We start from the raw sequence: 22,965 nt of genomic DNA, 5'->3' as shown, positions 1-22,965 counted from the left end.
ACACCATCGTCACCGGCACCCTCCGCCGCGACGACGACACCCCCACCCGCTTCCTCACCAACCTCGCCGAACTGTCCACCAAGGGAACACCAATGGACTGGCCCACCGCATACACCGGATCCGACCCCTCCCGTATCCCGCTCCCCACCTATCCCTTCGAGCACGAGACGTTCTGGCTGGACCGTGGCGGCCCGGGTGACGTCCGTGCCGTGGGCCTGGAGGACACCGGCCACCCGCTGGTCGGGGCCGTGGTGAGCGTGCCGGACACGGGAGGCGCGCTGCTCACCGGGCGTCTGTCCGTGCGCACCCACCCCTGGCTGGCCGACCACGCCGTGTCCGGCACCGTCCTGCTGCCCGGTACCGCGATGGTCGAGCTGGCGGTGCGCGCCGGGGACGAGACGGACACCCCCACGCTGGAGGAGCTGGTCATCAGCCGGCCGATGACGGTGCCGGACGAGGGAACCCTGCACGTCCAAGTGGTCGTCGGCGGCGAGGAGCGCGGACGCCGCACGGTGGGCGTCTACTCCCGCCCGGAGGGCACGCGGCAGTGGACCGAACACGCCACCGGCACGCTGACCGCGCAGACCGCCGCTCCGGCACCCGCGGCCGAGCGGCCGTGGCCGCCGGAGGGCGCGGAGCCCGTCGCCCTCGACGGGTTCTACGAGCACCTGGCCGAGGTCGGGTACGAGTACGGCCCGGCGTTCCGCGGTCTGCGGGCGGTGTGGAAGCGGGACGACGAGGTGTTCGCCGAGGTGTCCGTGCCGGAGGAGCAGACCGGGGTGGCCGGCCGGTTCGGCATCCACCCGGCGCTGCTGGACGCCACCCTGCACGCCGGGAACTTCTGCTTCCAGGCCGGTGACGAGCGGCCGACGATGCTGCCGTTCGCATGGACCGGTGTGCGGCTCCACGCCGTGGGCGCCACGACCGTGCGGGTGCGGGCGACGGCGTCCGGCGCGGACGGGCTGTGCGTGCGGATCACCGATCCGCAGGGCGTGCCGGTCGCCACGATCGGCTCCCTCCAGCTCCGGGAGACCACACCCGACCAGTTGCGCGCGCTGTCCGCGGCGCCCGGCGGCACCGACCTGTGGGCGGTCGAGTGGGCCGAGTGCGGGCTGGGCACCGAGGAGGCGCGGTGGGCCACGGTCGGGGAGAGCCGGCTCCCGGGGTCCCCGCCGGGCTACGCCGATGTGGCGGGGGTCGTGGCGGACGGGGAGCGGCCCGGGGTGCTCGTCGCCGACGTGTCGGCCTGGGCCCCGGACGACACCGGGTCGCCCGTCGAGCGCACGCACGCGCTGTGTGTCCGGGTCCTCGAACTGCTGCGGCAGTGGGTGGACCGGCCCGAACTGGCGGACACCCGCCTGGCCGTGCTCACCCACGGCGCCATGGCCGTCCACGAGACCGCCGAGGTCACCGACCCGGCCGCGGCCGCGGTCTGGGGACTGGTCCGCTCCGCCCAGTCCGAACACCCCGGCCGGATCGCCCTGGTGGACACCGACGACCGGTCCCACCAGGCCCTGCCCGCGGCGCTCGCCACCGCCGAGGCCCAACTGGTCCTCCGCGACACCACCGCGTACACGCCCCACCTCGCCCCCGTGCCCGCCACCGCGCCCCAGCCGCTCGCCCTCGCCCCGGAGGGAACCGTCCTGGTCACCGGCGGCACCGGCACCCTCGGCGCCCTCACCGCCCGCCACCTCGCCACCCACCACGGCGCCCGCCACCTGCTCCTGGTCAGCCGCCAGGGGCCGGACGCCCCCGGCGCCACCGAACTCCACACCGACCTCACCGCACTCGGCGCCCAGGTGCGCATCGCCGCCTGCGACACCGCCGACCGCGACCAGCTCGCCACCCTCCTCGCCACCGTCCCCGACGATCACCCCCTCACCGCCGTCGTCCACACCGCCGGAACCCTCGACGACGCCCTGCTCACCGATCTCACCCCGGACCGGCTCGGCACCGTCCTCCGCCCCAAGGTCGACGCCCTCACCCACCTCCACGACCTCACGCTCGGCCACGACCTCGCGGCGTTCGTCGTGTTCTCCTCCGCCACCGGCGCCCTCGGCACTCCCGGCCAGGCCAACTACGCCGCCGCCAACACCTACGCCGACGCCCTCGCCCAGCGGCGCCACGCGGCCGGGCTTCCCGCCACTTCCCTCGCCTGGGGCCTGTGGGAGACCACCAGCGCCCTCACCGCCGGGATGACCACCGCCCAGCAGCAGCGCACCCGCCACAGTGGTGTCGTCCCCCTGACCGACGCCGCCGGTATGCGGCTGCTGGACACCGCGCTCACCACCGGTCGCCCCCACCTCGTTCCGCTCGGACTCGACCTCACCGCGCTCCGGAACAACGCCACCGCCGGCCCGCTCCCGCCCCTGCTGCGCACCCTCGCCCGCGGCGGCCGGCGCCCCAGCGCCCACACCGCGACCGAGCCCGCCGACGCCCCGTCCCTCGACCAGCGGCTCGCCGGGCTCGACCCGACCGGGCGCCACCAGCTCCTCACCGGGCTGGTCCGCGCCGAGGCCGCGGCCGTCCTCGGCCACACCAGCCCGGACGCGGTGGGAGCGGACGACCCGCTCTTCGAGATCGGGTTCGACTCGCTGACCGCGGTGGAACTGCGCAACCGCCTGAACGCGGCCACCGGCCTCCAGCTCGCGGCGGCGATGCTGTTCGACTACCCCACCCCGGCGATGGCCGCCGAGCACCTCCAGGAACAACTCGCGGCGGCGGCCCGCGCGGACGCGCCCGCCTCCCGAGGGGCGGCCGAAGACGACGACCCGAGTACGGAGAGGTGACACGACCGTGTTCGACGTGGCGAAGTACCTGCGGCGCATCGGGGTGGAAGGCACCCCGGAACCGACCCTGGACACTCTCCGGTACCTGCACAAACGGCATCTCATGGCGGTCCCGTACGACAACTCCACGGCCCCCGACCGGCTCCCGGCCTCGCGCCACCTGACGAACGTGCCGCTGGACCTGGTGTTCGAGCATGTGGTGACCGGGGGCCACGGCGGTGTCTGCTACGAGCTCAACCGGCTGTTCCACACTCTGCTGGCGGAACTCGGCTACGACGTGCGCATGGTCGCGGCGGCCGTGCGGCAGGCGAACGGGACCTTCGGCCCGGAGCGGGAGCACACCTTCGACCTGGTCGTGCTCGACGGGCAGACCCACCTGGTGGACGTCGGCTTCCCCGGGCCGTCCTACGCGGAGCCGCTGCTGCTGTCCGAGGAGGAGCAGCACCAGTACGGCTGTGTCTACCGGGTGACCGAGCACGACGGCTACCGGGTGGTGGAGCGGCGGCCCAAGGAGAGCGACTGGCAGCCGGTGTACCGGTTCCGGCCGGAGCTGGCCCACCCGTCCGGCTGGGACGCGGTGCGGCTGGACAGCCTGGACGACTACGCACAGGACTCGGTGCTCGCCGGAACCACCTTCCGCAGCCGTGCCACGCACAACGGGAAGATCGTGCTGATCGGCAGGCGCTGCTTCACCGTCGAGGACGGGGTGGAGCGCACCAAGGTGCTGGTGAAGGCGGACGAATTCCAGGACATGGTCGACCTGATTCTGGCGGGGGCATGAGCGGGAAGGGGGCGGCGGTGGACATCGCGCGGGGAACGGACGACGAGACGGACAACGCAGCGCACAACCCAGCGGGCAGCGCAGCAGGCGACGCAGCGGGCGAGGACCGGGCCGACGTACTGATCGTCGGTTACGGCCCGGTGGGACAACTGCTGTCGGTGCTGCTGGCCCAGCGCGGCCGGCGGGTGACGGTGGTGGAGCGCTGGCCCACGCCGTACCAGTTCCCCCGCGCGGTCGGGTTCGACAGCGAGGCCGCGCGCATCCTGGCCTCCGCCGGGATCGGCGAGTCGCTGGAGAAGTTCACCGAACCGGCGCGCGACCACGCCTGGCAGAACACCAAGGGCGAGACGCTGATCGACCACGTGGTCCGCGACCGGGGGCACTGCACCTGGCCGGAGGCGTTGTCGGCCTACCAGCCCGCCCTGGAGGCCGCGCTGATCGAGCACGGGGAGACGCTGCCGGAGCTGCGGGTGCTGCGCGGCTACGAGGCGGTGGGACTCGAGGACGACGGTGACCACGTGACCTTGACCGTGGTCGGTCCGGACGGGGAGAAGACGGATCTCACCGCGCCGTGGGTGGTCGGCTGCGACGGCGCCAACAGCCTGGTGCGGTCCGGGGTCGCCACCACCATGACGGACCTGGACTTCTCGTACGACTGGCTGATCTGCGATGTGCGGTTGCACGAGCACCGCGAGTTCCGGCCGAACAACCTGGAGATCTGCGATCCGGCGCGCCCGCGGACGGCGGTGTCCGCGGGGCCCGGACACCGGCGGTACGAATTCATGCGGGTACCGGCGGACGACCCCGAACGGTTCGGCACCGTGGAAAACGCCTGGGAGCTGCTGCGGCTGTTCGACGTGACACCCGACAACGGCGTCCTGGACCGGCACGCGGTCTACACCTTCCAGGCCCGGTGGGCGGAGCACTGGCGGGCCGGGCGGATGCTGCTGGCCGGGGACTCGGCACACCTCATGCCGCCGTTCGCGGGGCAGGGCATGTGCTCCGGATTCCGTGACGCGGCGAACCTGGCCTGGAAACTGGACCTGGTGCTGGGCGGGCAGGCGGCACCGGCGCTGCTGGACACCTACACCACCGAGCGGCGGGCGCATGTGCGGCACGCGGTGGAGATGTCGGTGGGGCTGGGCCGGGTGGTGTGCATGGCGGACCCGGCAGCCGCGGCGGACCGGGACGCGGCGATGCTGGCCGCGCGGAAGCGGAACATCGGGCCGAGTGCCGCGCGCCGTTCCGTGGTGCGGCCGCTCGTGGACGGGTTGCTGCGGCGGGACGGACGGGGCGGGCCGGCGCCGTCCGCCGGACAGGCCGCCCCGCAGTGGCGGGTGAGCCGCGAGGGGAACACCGGGCTGTTCGACGACGTGGTGGGCACCGGTTTCGTCCTCCTCAGCGGCGAGGACGTGGCACGGGCGCTGGACGCGCGGCAGCTGGCGTTCCTGGAGAGCATCGGTACCCGGCTGGTGCGTGTGGTGCCCGCGGACACGCCCACGGCCGGGCTCGGGCCGCGGGACGTGGTGGACGTGGAGGGCCGGTACCTGCCCTACCTGGCGGAGCTGGGCGCGCTGGCGGTGCTGGTCCGCCCGGACTTCTACGTGTTCGGCATCGCCCCCGACCGGGAGGGACTGCCCGCGCTGGTGGACGACTTGGCAGGACAGCTGAGGCCGGTCACCGCCCCGTCGTGAGGTACTCCCCCGTGTGGACGCCACTGGTCCCTTCCCCCGGGCTCCCGGGGGAAGGGACCAGTTCCATGAGGTCCATGAGGCCCAGGCGGGCCCGTTGGCACGGAAGGGGCCGGGGAGGAGGAGCCGGGCCCGGGGGCCACCACCGAAGCGGCCGGGTTACGGGGAAGGGACCCATGCCGAAGGCCCGACACCGCAGCGCCACCACCGAGACAACCGACGGGCCCCTTCGGCGCGGGCTGCCATACCAAGGGCCCGACACCAGCCACCACCGGAACAAGCAATGCCACGGACAAACGACCCGCGCCGAAGGACCCGGCACCAGCCACCACCCAAACAACCGACGCCAACGCCACGGACAAACAACCCGCGCCGAAGGGGCCGGTGTCCCACGGACACCGGCCCCTTCCGTTCGTTCACCCGCGTGCTCAGGAGCTGTCCGAGGTGACACTCTCCCCGGTCCGCGCCGCGCGACGGCGCTCGTCGCCCGCCTTGGCCAGGGCGTACCTGATGGCCAGCGCCGCCGCGTTGACCGCGTGCAGCGCCTCCTGGGCGCCGGTGTCCGGCTGTTGCCGCCCGGTGGCGGCGGCCGAGGCGGACTGGGCGGCCTCCAGACAGGCGACGCACGCCTCCACCAGGGCGTCCGGCCGGCCGCCGGCGCCGCCGAGCTTGGCCAGCAGCCGGGTGATCTCCCGGTGAACCTCGGTGACCGTCTCCGCGGCCATCGGGTCAGCGCCCCCGCGCACCGTCGTCCTCGGTGGCTCCGGCCGGGACCAGGGTGAGGAACCGCTGCTCCCACAGGGCCGACACCTCGGCCGCCAGTTCCTCCGACAGCCCGCCAACTGCCTTGGCCAGGTCGCCGAGGGTGGTGGTGCCGTCCACGGCGGCGAGCAGTGCGTACAGCTCGGGCGACACCGTCGCGGACGGGCCGCCGTCGTAGTCGAGGTGGATCTCGTGGACGCTCGCTCCGGCCGATGCGCCGGGGCCGCCGGACCTGCGCTCGACCAGCCGGGTCACCGGGCGGAAGCGCGGCACCAGGACGCCCAGGTCGGGCGCGGGTTTGGCGCGCACCAGGAAGTCCTCCACCACCAGGGCGTCGAGGTCGGTGGTGAGGAAGCTGGTCACCACGTCGTCCAGGCTCTGCACGATGGGTTCGGCGTTGTTGTTGAACGAGGTGTTCAGCAGCACCGGGGTGCCGGTCAGCTCGCCGAACCGGCGCACCAGGCGGTGGAACCGCTCGCCCGACGCGGCCGACACGACCTGGACCCGGGCGGTGCCGTCCACGTGGGTGACCGCGCCGAGTTCCGCGCGGCGCTCCGGCAGCACCGGCACCACGAAGGACATGAACTCGTGATTGCCCTGTGCGCCGGAGAGGTCGAAGTAGTCGCGGGCGGCTTCGGCGGTGACCACCGGGGCGAACGGCCGGAAGCCCTCGCGCTTCTTCACCATCGCGTTGATGCGGGTCCGGTTCTCCTCCGGGCGGGCGTCCGCGACGATGCTGCGGTGGCCCAGGGCGCGGGGGCCGAACTCGGACCGGCCGTGCGCCCAGCCGAGCACCTGTCCCTCGGCGAGGAGTGCGGCCGCGGTCTCCACGGCGTCGTCCGGGGCTTCCACGTCGATCAGCGGTGCCCAGTCGGCCAGCCGGGCCGCGATCCGCTCCGCGGTGCCCAGGTCCGGGCCCAGGCTCGCGCTGAGCAGCCGCTTCCGGGGCCGCTGGAGCGTGCCCAGGGCGGCCGCCGCGCCATAGGCGGCGCCCTCGCCCGCACCCGCGTCGTGCGAGGCGGGGTGCACGAACACCTCGTCGAAGAGCCCGGACTTGAGGATCAGTCCGTTGAGGCTGGAGTTGTGGGCGACACCGCCTCCGAAGCACAGCCGCGACAGGCCACTGGTCTTCGCCCAGTGTTCCAGGACGTGCAGCACGATCTTCTCGACCGTCTCCTGGAGCGCGGCGGCGAAGTCGCGGTGCGCTTGGGTGAACGGCTCGCCCTTGCGGCGCGGCCGGAAGCCCTCGGCGTAGAACAGCGGACTGACCAGGTTCGGCACCATGATGTTGCCGTGCAGCTCGTACTCGCCGTTGTCCTGAAGGGTGTAGAGCTTGGCGAAGGTGTCGCGGTAGGTCTCCGGGTTGCCCCACGGGGCCAGCCCCATCACCTTGTACTCGTCGCCGAAGCCGTAGCCGAGCAGATAGGTGGCGTTCAGGTAGAGGCCGCCCAGCGACGTGGGCACCGGATAGTCGGCGAGCTTCTCCAGGTGGGTGCCCTCGGCGCGGTAGACGGTGCCGGAGTGCAGCTCGCCGCGGCCGTCCAGCACCAGCACCAGCGCGGAGTCCATGCCGGAGTGCAGGTACGAGGAGTAGGCGTGCGCCTCGTGGTGCGGCACGTAGACGAGCTTGTCGTCCGGCAGGTCCCAGTCCAGGCCCTCCTTCAGCCGCAGCCGGATCAGCTCCCGGGAGTAGCGCAGCGGGACCCGCGGATATTCGGTGTAGAGGTGGTTGAGCACGGTGTCGATGTGGTTCTCGGGAAAGTAGTAGCCCACCGCGTCCACGTCCTCGGGCCGCGCACCGGCCAGGGACAGGCAGGCGCGCACCGCGTTGAGGGGGAACTTGGTGGTCTTTTTGATCCGGTTGAGCCGCTCCTCCTCCACCGCGGCCACGAGTTCGCCGTCGCGGATCAGACAAGCCGCCGAGTCGTGGAAGAAGACCTCGCCCAGCTGCGGCACCACATCGGTGTCCGCGGCGGAGAAGTTGCCGTTGAGCCCGAGCACAAGCACAGTGATCACCCAAACCAGTCAGAGGCGGACGCGAGGGATCCGGGGCGGACGACGCCCGCCGGTCACCGGGAGTGCGGCAGCGCCGCGTCGGCGAGCTCAGGCGCCGTCAGCCGCAGTGTGGTGGGCGGCGGCTGGGGCGCGGGGGTGAGGTGGAGGCGTTCGACCCCCTCCTCGCCGGGGGCCGCGAGGGCGCCGGTGCACGCGCAGTCGGCCTCGGCGAACCCGGCGAAGCGGTAGGCGACCTCCATCATCCGGTTGCGGTCGGTGCGCCGGAAGTCGGCGGCCAGGTGCACCCCGGCGTGCGCCGCCCGATCGGCCAGCCAGCCGAGCACGGTGGTCCCGGCGCCGTAGGAGACCACCCGGCAGGAGGTGGCGAGCAGTTTCAGGTGCCACACCGCCGGGTGCTTCTCCAGCAGCACGATGCCGACGGCTCCGTGCGGGCCGAACCGGTCGGCCATCGTGATCACCAGCACCTCGTGGGCGGGGTCGGTGAGCAGTCCGCGCAGCACGGCGTCGGAGTAGTGCACACCGGTGGCGTTCATCTGGCTGGTGCGCAGGGTCAGTTCCTCGACCCGGGACAGCTCCCGCTCCGTGGCGCGGGCGATGTCCATCCGGATGTCCAGGGTGCGCAGGAACTCCTCGTCGGGGCCGCTGAACCCGGCCCGCTCGGCGTCACGGCGGAACCCCGACTGGTACATGGTCCGCCGCTGCCGCGAGTCCACGGTGACCACGGCCGGGCTGAACTCGGGCAGTGCGGTGAGCCTCGCCACGTCCTCGGCGGAGTAGCAGCGCACCTCGGGGAGCTGGTAGGCGACCTCGGCCCGTTCGGCGGGCTGGTCGTCGATGAAGGCCATGGTGCGGTGGGCGAAGTTCAGCCGCTCGGCGATGTCGCGCACCGACGTGGACTTGGGGCCCCAGCCGATGTGCGGCAGCACGAAGTAGTCGGCCAGGCCCAGCGCCTGAAGGCGCGACCAGGCGTGGTCGTGGTCGTTCTTGCTGGCGATCGACTGGAGGATGCCGCGTTCGTCGAGGGTGGTGATGACATCGCGCACCACCTCGAACGGCAGCACCTCGTCGTCCTCGAGCAAGGTGCCGCGCCACAGCGTGTTGTCCAGGTCCCAGACCAGACATTTGACGGCGACCGGCGGCTCGCTCACGGGCTTCCCCTCCGTCATGCTTGCACCTTCTTCCGCATGTGCTGGGCGAGGACGAGCTGGCAGATCTCGCTGGTGCCCTCGATGACTTCCATCAGCTTCGCGTCGCGGTGGGCACGGGCCACCACATGTCCGTCGGAGGCCGCCGCCGAGGCCAGGAGCTGTACGGCGCGGGCCGCGCCCTCGGTCGCCTCGCGCGAGGCGACGTACTTGGCGTGCACCGCGTCCACCGCCATGTCGGGCGATCCGGCGTCCCAGGAACCGCTGGCGTGTTCGCAGGCCCGGGTGGCGTGCCGCTCGGCGACGTACAGTTCGGCCAGGTGCCTGGCCACCAGCTGGTGGTCGGCGAGGGCCCGGCCGGACTGTTCCCGGGTGGCGGTGTGCGCGGCGGCGGCCTCCAGGCACGCGCGCAGGATGCCGACGCAGCCCCACGCCACGGACATGCGCCCGTAGGTGAGGGCGGCGGTGGTCGCCAGGGGAAGCGGCAGCCCGGTGCCGCCGAGGACGTGGCCGGCGGGCACCCGGACCGCGTCCAGGGTGATGTCCGCGTGGCCCGCGGCGCGACAGCCCAGCGGGTGCGGTACCCGCGTGATACGCACTCCGGGGGCCCCGGCGGGCACCACCACGGCCGTGGCGCCGCCCCGGTACGTCCCGAACACCACCAGCAGGTCCGCGTAGTGGGCGGCGGTGATCCACACCTTGTGCCCGGTGACGACCACATCGGTGCCGTCGTCGGTGATCTCGGTCTCCATCGCCGCCAGATCGCTGCCCGCCCCCGGCTCGCTGAACGCGACCGCCGCCAGGTCACCGGAGGTCAGCCGGGGCAGGAAGCGGTCCCACTGCTCCGCGCCGCCCAGTCTGCGCACCGTCCACGCCGCCATGCCCTGCGACGTCATCACGCTGCGCAGCGAGCTGCACAGGGCGCCGACCCCCGCGGTGAGCTCCCCGTTGGCCCGGCTGTCCAGTCCGAGGCCGCCGTGCTCGGGGCCCACCTGGGCGCACAGCACCCCGGAGGCGCCGAGTCCGGCCAGGAGGTCGCGCGGCAGCTCGCCCGCCAGGTCCCAGGCGTCGGCCCGGTCGCCGACCAGCCCGCTGATCCGTTCCAGGTGGCCGGTGGCGGTGTCGGTCACCGCTGTGCCTCCCGCAGGCGCAGCACCATCGCGGTCATCGCGTTCACCGTGCGGAAGTTGTCCAACGCCAGATCGGGGCCGCTGATCACCACCTCGAAGGCCGACTCCAGGTGCACCACCAGTTCCATGGCGAACATGGAGGACACCGCGCCGGTGCTGAACAGGTCGGTGTCCGGGTCCCAGGTCTGCTGGGTGCGCTGTTCGAGGAACCGCTGCACCTCCTGCGCCACCGTCTCGGCGGTGTGGCTGCCCGGCTCGGATGAGATGGTCACGCCAGTTCCTTCCCGTATGCGTAGAACCCGCGGCCCGACTTGCGGCCCAGGTGGCCGTCGCGGACCTTCTTCAGCAGCAATTCGCACGGCGCGCACCGGGAGTCGCCGGTGCGCTGGTGCAGTACGCGCAGCGAGTCGGCGAGGTTGTCCAGGCCGATCAGGTCCGCGGTGCGCAGCGGTCCGGTGCGGTGCCCCAGGCAGTCCTGCATGAGCGCGTCCACGGCCTCCACCGTCGCCGTGCCCTCCTGCACCACGCGGATCGCGTCGTTGATCATCGGGTGCAGCACCCGGCTGGTGACGAACCCCGGCCCGTCCCCGACGACGACCGGTTTGCGCTCCAGTACCCGCAGCAGGTCCGTCACGGCGGTCATCACCGCCTCCCCGGTGCGGGGGCCGCGGATCACCTCCACCGTGGGGATCAGATAGGGCGGGTTCATGAAGTGGGTGCCGACCAGGCGTGCGGGATCGTCGACGCAGTCGGCCAGTTCGTCGATGGGGATGGAGGAGGTGTTCGAGATCAGCGGCACCTGTGCGCCGGTGAGCGCGGCGACCGCTTCCAGGACCTTGGCCTTGGTGGGGGTGTCCTCGGTGACGGCCTCCACCACGGCGGTGGCGTCCCGGCCCTCGGCCGGGGACGCGGTGACCGTCAGCTCACCGTGCGGACGGCCGGCCGGCAGGGCTCCCATGAGCTGTGCCATGCGGAGCCGCTCGGCCACCGCGACCGGCGTCCGGTCGGCCTTGGCCTGGTCCACCTCGACGACCGTGACCGGGACTCCGTGACCGACGGCGAGAGAGGTGATCCCCAGTCCCATCGTTCCCGCGCCCAGCACCATGAGCCGCGGCGCTTGTGCATGTCCGCCCATTCATCGCCTCCGCAGCGCGTGATGAACAACGTGCCGACCGCGACACGCCCTTTCGGCGTTCACCTTATTCTCGGGGAGGTCGCGCAAATCCCCTAAGCATCCCCCCTAGACCCCCCTCAGCCGGAATATATGTGGCCGCGGCCGGGTCGGCTCCATTGCGCGGCGCGCCGCCGGATTCCTAGTATTGGCCGCATTGACTTTTCCCTGGAACTTCCCTTTTCGGCCTTTGCGGGGTGCGGTAATCCGATGGCTCAGCAAGTCAATGTGACCGAAGAAATTCTCGGATACGTCCGGGAACTGTCCCTGCGCGACGACGAGGTGCTGGCCGGGCTGCGGGCGGAGACCGCCGGTCTGCCCGCCGCGCAGGCCATGCAGGTGATGCCCGAGGAAGGCCAGCTCCTCGGGCTGCTGGTGACGCTCACCGGGGCCCGTTCGGTGCTGGAGATCGGCACCTTCACCGGATACAGCACGCTGTGCATGGCGCGGGCACTGCCGGCCGACGGCACGCTGGTCACCTGCGACATCACCGCGAAGTGGCCGAGTCTGGGCCGTCCGTTCTGGGAGCGCGCGGGCGTTGCGGACCGCATCGACGTGCGCGTCGGGGACGCCAGGGACACGCTCGCCGGACTGCGCCGGGAGGGCCGGGAGTTCGACCTGGTGTTCATCGACGCGGACAAGACCGGATACGCCCACTACTACGAGGAGTCGCTGGCGCTGCTCCGGCGCGGCGGGCTCGTGGTGCTGGACAACACCCTCTTCTTCGGACGGGTGGCCGACCCCGCCGCGCAGGACGCCGACACCGCCGCCATGCGCGAGGTGAACAAGCTGCTCCACGCGGACGACCGCGTCGGGATCAGCATGCTCACCATGGGCGACGGCATCACGCTCGCGGTCAAGCGCTGACCGGCGGGTCCGGCGGCCATTTCCCGGTGTGCGGCCGGGAAATGGCCGCCGGCATGAGGGCCCCCGGCTCAGGCGTGCCCTTCGGAGCGCGTGCCCTCCCGGCCCCGGCCCAGGGCGTGCCCGCCCGGTCCCGGCCCAGGGCGCGGTGCCTCCCTGGTCCCGGCTCCAGGGCGCGTGCCCTCCCGGCCCAGTACCCCTGTCCCCCGGCCCCGGCCCCGGCCCATGCCCTCCAGGCCCCGGCCCCGGCTCAGGGCCCATGCCCTCCCGCGGCCGGGCGGGGCGCGGTCCTCACGCCGACTCCGCGCGGTCCGCGTACAGTTCCGGCGGCAGCTGCTCCCGGTGTTTGATGTCCAGCTTGCGGAACACCCGCGTCAGGTGCTGCTCCACCGTGCTGGCCGTGACGAACAGCTTCCCCGCGATCTCCCGGTTGGTGTAGCCCATGGCGGCCAGCGACGCGACCCGCCGTTCGGAGTGCGTCAGCCGGTCGATCCCGGTGTCCTGTTTCGGCATCAGCGCCGTCGCCTGGGCCTGGTCCTCGGCCGGCAGCCACTCCTCGTACAACGAGGCCGCGTCGCACATCTTCGCCACGTGCCAGGCCCGGCGCATGGTCCGGCGGGCCTGCTTCTTCTCACCGAGCGCGTGGTGCGCCTGGCTGAGGTCCCACAGCGTACGGGCCAGCTCGTACTTGTCCTCCTGCTCGTTGAACAGGCCCACCGCCTCGCCCAGCAGCTGCGGCCGCCGCTTCGCCGAGCTGGTGGCGGCCAGCAGCCGCAACGACTGCCCGCGGGCCCGGGCGCCGTCCGGGTGCGGGCGGCCGAGCTGCTGGTAGACCAGGATGCGGGCCTGGTCGTGGTTGCCCTGCGCGAGCCATGCCTCGGCCGCGCCGATCCGCCACGGCACCGGGTCGCAGCCGCTGCTGAGCCCCCATTCGGTGAGCAGTTCACCGCACAGCAGGAAGTCCGCGAGGGCCGCCTGGTGCCGGTTCACCGCCAGGAAGTAGTGGCCCCGCGCGTACAGGTAGTGCAGTCCGTAGCTGCTCTTGAACATCGCGTTGGGCACGGTCTGCGCGACATGCAGCCCCGCCTCCTCGTACCGTCCCATCCGCGTGTTGGCCAGGATGAGGGAGCCGAGCGGCAGCCCGATCGCGACGCCCCAGGCACCGGGGGAAACGTGGGTGAGGGCGGCCCGGGACAGCTCCGCGGCCTCGGCGAGGTCGCCGCGGCGCAGCGCGATCTCCGACCTCGCCGCCGCCAGCACCGCCTGCCACACCGGAACGTGCGGCCCCCCGCCGGTCTCGCCGAGGGCGCCCTCGCACCAGGCGGACGCCAGATCGATCCGGCCGCCGTAGACCAGCGCGAGCAGGGCGAACAGCCCCGCCTGCTCCTGGCACGCCGGGTCGTGTCCGAGCTGGAGTTCGCGCAGCACCTCCTCGGCCCGCCGGACGGTGTCATGGGTCTGGCCCCCGGTGAGGACGTCCGCCAGCACCGTGCCCGCCCGGGGCCACACCGCCGCCCGGGTCGCCGCGGCGCCACCGTGCTGCGCCGGGGCGCTCCCCCGCTCCGCCAGCCAGGGGTAGGTGCAGGTCAGCGCGGCCTCGATGGCGTGGACCCGGTCCGCGGCCGCGGGGTCGTGGCGCAGCTGGGCGAGCAGCCCCTCCACCTCGGTCAGACTCCCCTTCCACAACAGCTGCATGAGCAGGGTGACGCTGTCGGAGAGGCCGAGCCGGCCGGAGCGGGCGGCACTGTACAGCGGTGCGTGGTGCCGGGTGGCGGTGGACGGGTTGATCTTCCATTCCGCCTCGGCGAGCTTCGCCTGGAGGGCGGCGCGTCGCTCCTCGTGCCGGCACTGGTCGAAGGACTGCTCCAGCAGGTCGACGGCGATCGAGGCGTCCTCGCCCACCGCCACCTGCTCGGCCACTTCCAGCAGCACCTCCGCCGACCAGGAGTCGGGGATCTGTCCGGCGCGCACCAGATGGCGGGCGATCGTGGCGGCGGGCCGGCCCTGGTCGTGAAGCAGCCGCGCGGCCAGCTGGTGCAGGTTCCGGCGCGCCGGCCCCGGCATGTCGTTGAGCACGCTCAGCCGCGCCGCCTCGTGCCGGAACGCGCCCTCGTCCATCAGCCCGGCCCCGGTCAGCGCCGTGAGCACCTGGCCCACGGGCTCCGGTTCGTGTCCGGTCATCCAGGCGAGGTCGGCGGCGGGCAGGGCGGAGCCCACCACGGCCAGTGCGCGCACCACGTCCAGGAAGATCGGCTCGTTGCGGTGCAGGCAGCTCAGGAAGGACTGGCCGTAGCCGGTCTGGCGGGCCTCGCCGTGCTCGCGGTAGTCGGCCAGCAGGGTGTGCAGCAGCAGCCGGTTGCCACCGGTGGCGGCGTAGACGTCGCCGGTGCGGTGGCCGGCGGTCTGTCCCAGCTCCGCCGCGACCACGTCGGCCACCTGGTCCCGGGTCAGCGGGCCCAGGCCGATCCTGCGCAGGCTCTGGGAGCGCAGCAGTTCGTAACGGAGCGGCAGGGACGGCGAGGGCAGGCTCAGGTCGTCGCTGAACACCGCCACGATCCGTGCCGCGTCCAGGCGCCGCAGGAGTTGCAGCAGGAAGTGCGCGGAGGCCGGGTCGCTGTGCCGCACGTCGTCCACGGCGAGGAGCAGCGGTGTGTGCTCGGCGTGGTCGATGAGCGCGGTGCACAGCCGGTGGCAGAGCCGGGCGGTCTCGGCCTGGTCGGCCGGATCGCTGGCCCCGCTGAGGATGGCCGGCAGCCCCGGCACCTCGGCCGGCCCGTCCGGTGTTTTCCACACGCCACGGGCCAGCTGGGAGACGACGCCGAAGGGAAGGTCCCGCTCAGTGGGGGAACACGTCGCCGTGACGGCGAGGTAGCCGGCCTCCGCGGCCCGCTCGGCCAGCGACCGGAGCAGGGTCGTCTTTCCGCATGCCAGCGGTCCGTCCACGAGAAGGGGCTGCCCGGGGCGCATCAGGGAGTCGTCGAACGGACGTCCCAGGCGCACCGCGGGATTCAATACCCGGTCCAGCAGGAGAGAATTCCGCCCGGTATTCACCGGCAGGGCATAACTGTAGGGCATGGTCATGGTCCCCGATCGAGGTCGACGAAATTCGGACGCGCGGCCCTTGAGTCAGACCAAATGCTTGATCGGAAAACGATTCCATCAGCAGGCCCCTACCGGCTTCAACCCCTAGCGGAACGTCCGCCCCCTAACCGCCGGCGGCCCCGCCTCGCTTTACCCGCCGGGCCCTTCTCATTTCCGTGGAGAGCCTCGCTCGGTCAACCCCCTATCGAGGCCGTGGCCCCCTATACGGGAAGAGGCGACAGTGGACGGCGGCGCCCTTACGGCTCCCGGGGCATGTCCGCGAGGGTGGCGCTGACGGTGTCCTCGGGGACCCCGCGCACCAGTGACGGCCCGTCGGGGCCGTCGAGTACGAACGTCAGCCCGTCGGTGGCCTTCTTGTCCAGGCGCATCAGCTCCACCAGCTCGGACACCGACACCTGCGGGGGCAGCCCGGTCGGCAGGCCGTAGCGGGCCACCACGTCATGGTGTTCGGCCACCCGCTCGGGTCCGATGCGGCCCAGCGCGCCGGCGAGCCGGCCGGCGAAGACCGTGCCGATGGCCACGCCCTCCCCGTGCCGCAGCGCGAACCCGGTGGCGCGTTCCAGCGCGTGCCCCAGGGTGTGTCCGTAGTTGAGCAGGTGGCGCGGGCCCGCGTCGCGTTCGTCCGAGGCGACGATGCCCGCCTTGAGCGTCACGCTGGCCGAGATCTGGTCGAGCAGCGGCAGCCGGTCCAGTCCGGGGGCGCCGATGAAGTGGCAGCGGGCGATCTCGCCGAGGCCGTTGCGCCACTCCCGTTCGGGCAGGGTCCGCAGGTGGTCGAGGTCGCAGAGCACGGCCGCGGGCTGCCAGTAGGCGCCGACCAGGTTCTTTCCCTCGGGCAGGTTCACCGCGGTCTTCCCGCCGACGCTCGCGTCGACCTGGGCCAGCAGGGAGGTCGGCAGGTGCACCACCGGTGTGCCCCGGTGGTAGAGGGCGGCGGCCAGGCCCACCGTGTCGGTCGTGGTGCCGCCGCCGCAGGACACCACCACGTCCGAGCGGGTTAGGCCGAATCCGACGAACCGGCGGCACAGTTCCGTCACCGCGGCCAGGTCCTTGGCCTCCTCCCCGTCACGGGCGGGCACGACGAGCGAGGGCACCCCCGGGTCGGGGGTCAGCTCCGCGGGCCGCGCGGTGACCACCACCGCCTTGCGGGCGCCCAGGGAGGCCACCACCCGGGGCAGCAGCCGTTGCACACCGTGGCCGATGTGGACGGTGTAGGACCGGTCGCCCAGCCCGACGGTGACCCGCCGGGTGGTGGAAGGAGAGGGCAGGGGGGACGTGGACGACGTGGACGTGGTCAAGACTGCTTTCCCATCGCTTCCGTGGCCCCGGCGAGAGGCCGTCCCGCCGGGGCCGGAGCCGAATGCCGAGTGCGGAGCCGTTCAGTCCTCGACCATGATCGCGGCGGCCGGGCACAGGAAGGACGCCTCGGCGACCTTGTCGCGGAGTGCGAGCGGCGGGCTGGGGTCCAGCAGGATCACGATCCCGTCCGCTTCGCGCTGGTCGAACACTTCCGGCGCCGCCAGCACGCAATGGCCGGCCCCGCAGCACTTGTCCTCTTCCACCGAGACCTTCACCGTGTGGTTCCCCTCTCCTTGTGTGGTCCGTCGTCCCCGCGGTGGTTCGCCGGAGCCGGGCGCGCCGGTCCGGTCCGCGCTCACCAGGTGACGGGCACTCGGGCGACGCCGTAGTTCATCGACTCGTACAGAAACGGCAGTTCGCCGAACGGGACGTCCAGGCGGAGCGCCGGCAGTCGGCGCAGCAGGGTCTCCAGGGCGATCTGGAGCTCGACCCGGGCCAGGGTCTGGCCCAGGCACTGGTGCACTCCGAAGCCGAACGCGACGTGCTCGCGGGCGTTGGCGCGGCTCACGTCCAGTTCGTGGGCGTCGGCGAAGTGGGCGTCCCAGTTGGCGCTGGGCAGATTGATGATCACCCCTTCACCCGCCGGGATGAGCACCCCTCCGACCTCGACGTCCTCGATGGCCACCCGTCCGGTGCCCTCCTGGACGATCGTGATGTAGCGGAGCAGTTCCTCCACCGCGTTGGCCATCAGCCCGGGGTCCGCCCGCAGCCGGGCGAGCTGGTCGGGGTGGCGCAGCAGCAGCACGGTGGACAGCGCGATCATGTTGGCCGTGGTCTCGTGCCCGGCCAGCAGCAGTACCAGGGCGGTGGCGACCACCTGCTGCGGGGTCAGCTCGCCGGTCAGCTCCTGGTCGACGATGAGCCTGCTGAGGACGTCGTCTCCCGGGTCGTCGCGCTTGGCCGCGCACAGCCCGGTGACGTAGTCCACCATGCCGCCGAGCGCGGCCCCCATCTCCTCGGCGGACGCGGTGAAGTCCATGACGCCCTTGGAGATCCGCTGGAATTCGGCGAAGCCGGGGCCGGACACCCCCAGCAGCTCGCCGATCACCCGGGACGGCAGGGGGAAGGCGAAGTCGGCCACCAGGTCGGCCGGCGGCCCCTCGGCGATCAGCCGGTCCAGCAGGTCGTCCACGATCTCCTGGACCATCGGCCGCATCGCCTCGGTGCGCCGGATGGTGAAGTGCGCGGTGAGCATGCGGCGGATCCGGGCGTGCTCCGGATCGTCCATCCGCCCGAGGTTGAACGTCTCGGCCGGCACCTCGAACTTCACGAAGCGGGGCATGGCCTTGTGCGTGCCGTCGGCGCTGAACCTGCTGTCGCCGAGCACGGTCCGCGCCTCGTGGTACCCGGTGACGAGGAACGGGGTGCTGCCGTCCCACATCCGCACCCGGGTGACCGCCGCCCGCTCGCGCAGTTCCGCATAGCCCGGCGGGGGTGCGAACGGGCACGCCGCGGCCCGCAGTTCGGGGTAGTCGAGTATCTCGTCCATGCCTGTCCGTCCCGTCCGTCGCTCCGTGGCCACCGCTGCTCCGCCCTACGGAGTGACAAGTCTGGTCCGCTCACCGGGGCTCCACTCCCCTAAGAACCCCCCTGTCCCCCCTTGCTTCACCGGGCGCTGCCGGACGCGCGGCAGGAGGACTGCCCGGTGGCCCCGATGAGCAGCCACAGACGGTGCGACAGGTCCTGCCGGTTGCCCACCGAGAGCTTGCGGTACACCCGCGTCAGATGCTGCTCCACGGTGCTGACCGTGATGTAGAGGCTCTTGGCGACCTGCCGGTTCGTCATGCCCGACGCGGCCAGGGTGGCCACCCGCCACTCCGCCTCCGACAGAACGGGCTGCCCGGCGGCCCCGGCGGGGGTGCCGCGGTCCCCGGGCGGGGTACCGGCGTCCCCGTCCCCGGTCTGCTCCGCCTCCTGTGACGGTCCGGCACCGGGGGGAGTGCCGACGCCGCTCATCAGGAGGCCGCGCGGGTCCTCGCGCCGGACGCTGATCCCGCACTCGTCCATCAGCTTCTGCACCTCGTGCCAGGCGGTGCGGGCCTGCTGCGTCTCCCCGGTGCTGAGGAAGTCGTGGCTGAGCTCGGTGAGCGTGCGCGCGAGTTCGAAGCGGTCACCGTGGTCGCGCAGGCACTTGGCGGACTGGTAGAGGAGCAGCCTGCGCTTGTCCGGGTCCTCCGCCATGGCCAGCACGCGCAGCGCCCTGCCCCGGACGCCCAGGGGGCGGTCGGGCGACAAGGAGAGCTCTTCCAGGGCGAGTCTTTTGGCGTCCGCCGGCTCCTGGACGCTCAGGTACGCCTCGGCGGCATCGATGCGCCACGGCGCCAGGTCGCCGAACTCCACCGGCCACTTTTCCAGCAGCTTCCCGCCCAGCACGAAGTCGTTCAGGGCGGCATAGGGGCGGTTGGTGGCCAGGCAGTAGTGTCCGCGAGCCCGGAGGTACTCCAGTCCGACCACGCTGTCGAACATCTCCTTCGGCACCCAGTACCGCAGATACCGCTGCGCTTCCTCGAGCCTGCCGATGGCGGTGTTGACCGCCACCAGGACGGACAGCGGCAGTCCGATGGTGACGCCCCAGCCGCGGGGCGGCAGGGAACGCAGTGCGGTACCGGCCAGGTCGATGGCCGAGGTGAAGTCTCCGTGGCGGTAGCGGATGTAGGCGCGCATGGCCTGGGCGACGGCGCACGGAACCTTCATGTTCAGCCGGTCGGCCGCGGCGAACAGCGCCTCGCACAGCCGGTCCGCCGTGTCCGTCTCCCCCCTCGCGACCAGCGCCCAGACGATCCGGCAGGCGTACGCGTAGGCGAACCAGAAATGGTGGGACGGTGACACCAGGTGCATCGTGTCGGCGGGGAAGTCGCCGGCCGGTCCCGGGGCCTGGGGATACCCGATCTCCATGCCCAGTTCGTCGACGGAGAAGTGCAGACCGTGTTCGAGGTTGGCCGCCCACAATCCGTTGAACTCCGCGTCCGGACCGGCCTTGCCGGGAAAGTCGGGGATCAGCGCCGGTTTGAGGAAGGTGACCCATTGCCGGGTCACCCGCACGGCGGCCGGATCGGACGGCTTCTCGGCGTCGGAGCTGCCGGAGAGCCATGCGAAGACTTCTTCCGAATCGCCGGACCGGCCGAACCACAGCACCAGGAAGAGCAGGATGCACAGATACCGCTGCGGGATGTCCGAGGGGGAACCGGTCCGCACCTCACCCATCAGGCGGTCCAGTTCGGGTTCGGCGGCGGCCGGATTGCTGGACCATAACGCGCCGATCAGCGTCAGGTGGATGTCCAGGTGTTCCCACCGGCCGAGGTCGGCGCGGTCGGCGAGCCGCAGACAGGCGATCGCTTCCTCGATACGGCCGTCGTCCATGTTCTTCAGGGCCGCGCGCCAGAGCACGGTCGCGCCCTTCTGGTCCGGCGTTCCGCCGGCGGCGACCAGGAATTCCGCCACCGCGCTCGGGTCGGCCCCGTCGTGGTACAGCAACGCGGCCGCTTTCGCGCTGAGCCGGGACCGGTCCTCCGCCGTCAGTTCCTCCAGTGCGACCGCGCGGGCCGCGGGGTGCCGGAAACGCCCGGCGTCCAAAAGCCCCGCCGAGCCGAGGATGCCGATGGCCCGGGTCACCCGCTCCTCATCGCATTCGAGCAGTTCCGCGACCCGCCGCGGACTGCCGTAGGGGTCCAGCACGGCGAGGGCCTGGGCCACCCGGAGCAGCGCCTGATGACGTAAAAGACATCGCCGGTAGGACTCCTGGAACTCCGTCCCCACCGTGATATCCCTCTCGGCCGCGTCCGCGGCGGCTTTGCGGTGGTCCCGCAGCAGGGCCTTCACCAGCCTGGGGTTGCCGCCGCTGACCCGGTGGGCGGACACGCGGATCCGGTCGGCCAGACCGGCGTCGCCCTGCCGCTGCAGGAGGTGTCCCACCTCGGATTCCGGCAGCGCCTCGATCTCGATCTTGTAGAGGTTCTGGAAGCTGAGGAACCGGGAGCACGGCTGGTGCGGCTGCCCGCAGGTCACCGCGACGAGCGTGCGGGTGCCGCACGCGTGCCTGGCGATGTGCATCAGGCACATGAGGGAGGGGTAGTCGGCGTGCTCGGCATCATCGACCGCGATGATGAGTTGCCTGTCCCCTGCGATGCCGTGAAGAATGTCGGAGATTTCACGGACAAGGTTTCTCAGTATGCCGTGTTCATCCTCGCAATACCGCTCCCCAGCAGTCCTCCAACGCGCCACGACATCCAGTGCGCTCAAGGAACCGGAGGACCGGATCAGCTGTTCCACCACATTGAACGGAATAGCGACCTCGTCCGCGAACCCCGACGCGGTAAGACAGACCGCGCCCGACTCGACCGCCCGCTCCTTCAAGCTGCCCAATAAGCTGGTCTTTCCCACGCCGGGCCCTCCGACCACCTGGAGAAGCCCGCCGTCACCTCTCGTCGCCATCCCGAGAACGTCGCGGAGCTCGGATTCATAATCTGCCGGTCCCATGCCCATCAGTCCTCGCTGTGGAGTAGCCAATTGCCGACTCAAACGCGGGTTCGAATTCGAGACCCTGTGGGGGTTGCGCTTGATCGATGAGCTGTTCTCCGCGGTCATCCCGCTCCACGGAGAAAGGCTTCTCTGACGAGACAGAGACGTGCTGTGCCTACGGTGGCAGATTCCCTGATGTGGATCACCTCCGGTCGAAGAAGAGGCCCATGGCGTTCATATAAGCAGAGACACAATCGGAACGACACCTTCCACCTGTTGTGACCTAAGCCACGGTTTCCGGCCCCCGTGTGAACTTGCCCGGCTGAACGCGCGGTTCGGCCCTCGCCCCGAGAAGGGCAGGACGCCGCCCGCGCCGACCCGCGGAAAAAAATCACCATGCGGCATGCCGGCGCGCATACACCTCATACTCTGAACCGGTCAGGATCCCGGCAGTATTCCTCGCACTTCGCAAAGCCGGTGCTTTACTTGCGGCCGCTCCGGCCGGTCACCGCTCCGCGTCCGCCGCGGCGGGCTCCATACCCGCGGATGCCTGTCCCGCGACCGTCCCCCGGTTGCCCCAAAGCCATGTCACATACCACTGCCGGCAACCTCCTCGTCCCTCAGCAGACATTGTCTGCCCCCGACTCGGTCGCAGAGTCGCGGGGGATTCACCCCATATGATCACCACGACAGCATGACGATAAACGGCCTCCGCCCAATAATTCCACTACACTTCTCGCCACTATCCGGCCGGGATTTATCTGCCTGCAAAACGGCCGAAACGGATGACCTGGTACCGGATCGGGCCGAACCTCACAGGCATACGATGCGGAAGTCCTGACTTCGAGCCGCACCGAGACGAGGGAGCGTGAGCCGTGACGGTCAAGGGCGCGCTGTTCGACTTCTCCGGCACCCTGTTCCGCGTCGAGTCCGCCGAGTCCTGGCTGCGCGCCGTGCTGGAGCGCAGCGGGGCCGCCGTCCCGGAGGAGGAGCTCGTACGGTACGCGCGGGACCTGGAGGACGCCGGCGCGCTGCCCGGCGGGGCCACGCCGCTCGCGGTGCCACCGCATCTGACGGAGGTGTGGGGCGCGCGGGACCGCAGCGCCGAACTGCACCGGGCCGCCTTCACCGGACTGGCCCGCCAGGTGCCGCTCCCCCGCCCCGAACTCTACGACGCCCTCTACGACCGCCACCGGGAGCCCGCCGCCTGGCACCCCTATCCGGACGCCCACGAGGTGCTGGGCGCGCTGCGCCGGCGCGGGGTGCGGGTGGGGGTGGTCAGCAACATCGGCTGGGACCTGCGCCCGGTCTTCCGCGCCCACGGCCTGGACCCGCTGGTGGACGCCTACGCGCTCTCGTACGAGCACGGCGTCCAGAAACCGGACCCGAGGCTGTTCCGGGTCGCGTGCGACGCGCTGGGAGTGGACCCGGGCGACACCGTGATGGTGGGCGACGACCGCCGGGCGGACGGGGGCGCGGCGGCCCTGGGCTGCCGGGTCCATCTGGTGGACCACCTCCCGGCGGACCAGCGCCCGGACGCCCTGCGCGCGGTCCTCGACCTGCTGCCGGACGGCGCCCCGGCCTCCCAGGGCGTGTTTCGAAAGTAGCGCCGTCCGCCCGGAGGGCGGGCCCCGCGGCGTCAGGGGGCACCTCCCAGCGGTAGCTGGGGGCGCGTGCGATCGCAAGGCGGAGGGTCA

Annotated in this window: 16 protein-coding genes; 5 read left to right on the top strand and 11 right to left on the bottom strand. The window is 71.9% G+C overall.

What is annotated here, in order from left to right:
• From AXW62_RS22030 to mhpA, 3 genes are all read left to right on the top strand, one after another.
• The coding region (locus AXW62_RS22030) for a type I polyketide synthase (RefSeq protein ID WP_159060935.1) at positions 1-2,789 on the top strand (2,789 nt) is incomplete at its 5' end.
• A 7-nt stretch (positions 2,790-2,796) separates the two neighbouring features.
• Positions 2,797-3,570, top strand: a complete 774-nt coding sequence (locus AXW62_RS22025; protein ID WP_030842382.1) for an arylamine N-acetyltransferase family protein — start codon at positions 2,797-2,799, stop codon at positions 3,568-3,570.
• A 17-nt stretch (positions 3,571-3,587) separates the two neighbouring features.
• Positions 3,588-5,264, top strand: a complete 1,677-nt coding sequence (gene mhpA, locus AXW62_RS22020; protein WP_252368677.1) for a bifunctional 3-(3-hydroxy-phenyl)propionate/3-hydroxycinnamic acid hydroxylase MhpA — start codon at positions 3,588-3,590, stop codon at positions 5,262-5,264.
• Positions 5,265-5,689: 425 nt separating this feature from the next.
• Here mhpA and AXW62_RS22015 read toward each other — a convergent pair whose 3' ends face one another.
• Genes AXW62_RS22015 through AXW62_RS21990 form a run of 6 tightly spaced genes read right to left on the bottom strand, consistent with a single transcriptional unit; the run spans position 5,690 to position 11,449 of the window.
• Positions 5,690-5,986, bottom strand: coding sequence for an O-linked N-acetylglucosamine transferase (locus AXW62_RS22015; protein WP_102865792.1), 297 nt, complete (start codon positions 5,984-5,986; stop codon positions 5,690-5,692).
• A gap of 4 nt (positions 5,987-5,990) precedes the next feature.
• Positions 5,991-8,039, bottom strand: a complete 2,049-nt coding sequence (locus AXW62_RS22010) for a carbamoyltransferase family protein (RefSeq protein WP_079115730.1) — start codon at positions 8,037-8,039, stop codon at positions 5,991-5,993.
• 53 nt (positions 8,040-8,092) lie between these two features.
• Positions 8,093-9,205, bottom strand: coding sequence for an HAD-IIIC family phosphatase (locus AXW62_RS22005; protein WP_030842398.1), 1,113 nt, complete (start codon positions 9,203-9,205; stop codon positions 8,093-8,095).
• Positions 9,202-10,314 (bottom strand): acyl-CoA dehydrogenase family protein, encoded by a 1,113-nt coding sequence (locus tag AXW62_RS22000; protein ID WP_060946050.1) that lies wholly within the window; start codon positions 10,312-10,314, stop codon positions 9,202-9,204. The genes AXW62_RS22005 and AXW62_RS22000 overlap by 4 nt, the downstream gene beginning before the upstream one ends.
• On the bottom strand, positions 10,311-10,586 hold the full coding sequence (locus tag AXW62_RS21995) for an acyl carrier protein (RefSeq protein WP_060946049.1): 276 nt from the start codon (positions 10,584-10,586) through the stop codon (positions 10,311-10,313). Before AXW62_RS21995 ends, AXW62_RS22000 begins: the two co-directional genes overlap by 4 nt.
• Positions 10,583-11,449 (bottom strand): 3-hydroxyacyl-CoA dehydrogenase family protein, encoded by an 867-nt coding sequence (locus AXW62_RS21990; protein WP_060946048.1) that lies wholly within the window; start codon positions 11,447-11,449, stop codon positions 10,583-10,585. Before AXW62_RS21990 ends, AXW62_RS21995 begins: the two co-directional genes overlap by 4 nt.
• A 246-nt stretch (positions 11,450-11,695) precedes the next feature.
• Here AXW62_RS21990 and AXW62_RS21985 point away from each other — a divergent pair, with 246 nt between their 5' ends.
• Positions 11,696-12,352 (top strand): O-methyltransferase, encoded by a 657-nt coding sequence (locus AXW62_RS21985; RefSeq protein WP_060946047.1) that lies wholly within the window; start codon positions 11,696-11,698, stop codon positions 12,350-12,352.
• A gap of 288 nt (positions 12,353-12,640) precedes the next feature.
• Here AXW62_RS21985 and AXW62_RS21980 read toward each other — a convergent pair whose 3' ends face one another.
• The 5 genes from AXW62_RS21980 to AXW62_RS21960 all read right to left on the bottom strand — a co-directional run bounded on the left by AXW62_RS21980 (position 12,641) and on the right by AXW62_RS21960 (position 21,286).
• A complete protein-coding gene (locus tag AXW62_RS21980; RefSeq protein ID WP_159060934.1) occupies positions 12,641-15,424 on the bottom strand; it encodes a helix-turn-helix transcriptional regulator in 2,784 nt (927 codons plus the stop codon).
• 263 nt (positions 15,425-15,687) lie between these two features.
• A complete protein-coding gene (locus AXW62_RS21975; protein WP_079115728.1) occupies positions 15,688-16,749 on the bottom strand; it encodes a 3-dehydroquinate synthase family protein in 1,062 nt (353 codons plus the stop codon).
• An 81-nt stretch (positions 16,750-16,830) separates the two neighbouring features.
• Positions 16,831-17,025, bottom strand: coding sequence for a ferredoxin (locus AXW62_RS21970; RefSeq protein WP_060946045.1), 195 nt, complete (start codon positions 17,023-17,025; stop codon positions 16,831-16,833).
• Between the two features lie 80 nt (positions 17,026-17,105).
• On the bottom strand, positions 17,106-18,299 hold the full coding sequence (locus AXW62_RS21965; RefSeq protein WP_060946044.1) for a cytochrome P450: 1,194 nt from the start codon (positions 18,297-18,299) through the stop codon (positions 17,106-17,108).
• A gap of 116 nt (positions 18,300-18,415) precedes the next feature.
• A complete protein-coding gene (locus AXW62_RS21960) occupies positions 18,416-21,286 on the bottom strand; it encodes a helix-turn-helix transcriptional regulator (protein ID WP_289306015.1) in 2,871 nt (956 codons plus the stop codon).
• Positions 21,287-22,143: 857 nt separating this feature from the next.
• Here AXW62_RS21960 and AXW62_RS21955 point away from each other — a divergent pair.
• A complete protein-coding gene (locus tag AXW62_RS21955; RefSeq protein WP_060946042.1) occupies positions 22,144-22,875 on the top strand; it encodes an HAD family hydrolase in 732 nt (243 codons plus the stop codon).
• The last annotated feature ends 90 nt before the right edge of the window (positions 22,876-22,965 follow it).

Origin of the sequence: Streptomyces hygroscopicus subsp. hygroscopicus (assembly GCF_001553455.1) — a bacterium.
GTDB lineage: Bacteria > Actinomycetota > Actinomycetes > Streptomycetales > Streptomycetaceae > Streptomyces > Streptomyces hygroscopicus.
The sequence above is the reverse complement of the archived record's forward strand: the minus strand, read 5'-3'. Positions and strand labels throughout refer to the sequence as shown.

What these genes read in the sequence shown, in the direction of transcription:
- AXW62_RS21965 (WP_060946044.1), bottom strand. Translation starts at nt 18,299, where the DNA reads ATGGACGAGATACTCGACTACCCCGAACTGCGGGCCGCGGCGTGCCCG.
- AXW62_RS22005 (WP_030842398.1), bottom strand. Translation starts at nt 9,205, where the DNA reads ATGACGGAGGGGAAGCCCGTGAGCGAGCCGCCGGTCGCCGTCAAATGT.
- AXW62_RS21960 (WP_289306015.1), bottom strand. Translation starts at nt 21,286, where the DNA reads ATGGGACCGGCAGATTATGAATCCGAGCTCCGCGACGTTCTCGGGATG.
- AXW62_RS22015 (WP_102865792.1), bottom strand. Translation starts at nt 5,986, where the DNA reads ATGGCCGCGGAGACGGTCACCGAGGTTCACCGGGAGATCACCCGGCTG.
- AXW62_RS21985 (WP_060946047.1), top strand. Translation starts at nt 11,696, where the DNA reads ATGGCTCAGCAAGTCAATGTGACCGAAGAAATTCTCGGATACGTCCGG.
- AXW62_RS21990 (WP_060946048.1), bottom strand. Translation starts at nt 11,449, where the DNA reads ATGGGCGGACATGCACAAGCGCCGCGGCTCATGGTGCTGGGCGCGGGA.
- AXW62_RS21980 (WP_159060934.1), bottom strand. Translation starts at nt 15,424, where the DNA reads ATGCCCTACAGTTATGCCCTGCCGGTGAATACCGGGCGGAATTCTCTC.